Source organism: Streptomyces sp. NPDC056503, from assembly GCF_042794995.1.
In the GTDB taxonomy this organism is placed as follows: domain Bacteria; phylum Actinomycetota; class Actinomycetes; order Streptomycetales; family Streptomycetaceae; genus Streptomyces.
In genome coordinates this window covers 1-1,046 of the sequence record NZ_JBHTST010000290.1, presented here as the reverse complement: position 1 = coordinate 1,046, position 1,046 = coordinate 1, and the positions used below count along the sequence as shown (strand labels likewise).

1 protein-coding gene is annotated in these 1,046 nt (G+C 41.6%); it reads right to left on the bottom strand.

Annotation, left to right across the window (positions count from 1 at the left end; genetic code table 11):
• Positions 1-920 (bottom strand): F510_1955 family glycosylhydrolase (locus ACFQ8C_RS37125; RefSeq protein WP_383466390.1); only part of this gene is annotated, 920 nt, incomplete at its 3' end.
• Positions 921-1,046: the final 126 nt, after the last annotated feature.

The window sequence follows — 1,046 nt, the reverse complement described above, 5'->3', positions numbered from 1 at the left end:
GTATTGAAGAACAGGGAGGTAGCTTGACCTTTTGAAACCACTTTTTCAAAGGTTTGTCCATTGTCTTTAGAGAGAAATACCCCACTCTGGGTTCCAATCGCCAGCATAGCCTCGTTTGAAGGATGAACAGCTATCGCAGTCGGTTCCTCACTAATTCCTTTCATGGCACTTTTTGTCCATGTTTTGGCCTCATCAATTGAATAGTAAAGACCCGTAGAATCCATTCTTGAGTTAGGTTGCGGGTTTATCACGTAAATGGCATGTGTTTGGTATCCAACGCTCATCAAGTGAAAGTCTATTTCCCCATAGAGGTCTAACGTTTCAAAGGTTTTTCCTTCATCTGTACTTTTGACAATTCCAAAAGGATTCTTCTTATCTGACCCAGGAGCAGGATGTCCACTACTGTAAAAACCATCATCTACAGCAGAAAATCCCATATAATCATGCTTTTCTCCTTCAGCACTACCCCAGTGCCCTTCTGAATACGTTTTTAATCCATCATGCGCAGGAATGATCATTTGTTTTCCATCCGTGGAATATCCTAAACCGTGTATATGTTCCAGGTATGTTCCTTTGCCTACAGTCAATTTGTCTCCCATAACGGATAGGCTTCCGGTGATCACAACCCCTACAAGAGATAATATCCATCCCCATTTTAATACTTGTAGGTTCTTCTCTAACCGTTGTCGTTTGATTCGGTCCTCTTTTTTCTTTACACTTTTTAGACCCTGTACTTTCTTTTTCATCACCATATAGAAAGCAACAAACAAGATGAATAATAAGCCCATTGCCAGCAGTCCATAGGTGCTCTTGGGTAATCCCGACTGTGGTTCCTCCACTCCTCCATGGGCAAAGGCCTTACTCGGTAGTAGGGCTAAGCCTACACTGATTAGATAAACTAGAGATTTGAAATTTTGCATTTATGAGTCTCTCCTCTTCCTTTTTATTACGTAATAAGTAATTCCTACACCAAGGGCCGGTATGCCTATCCAAAGACAGATTTGGAGGAAATTGGTCAAATAGGGGCGAATGGAACCAGTATCCAT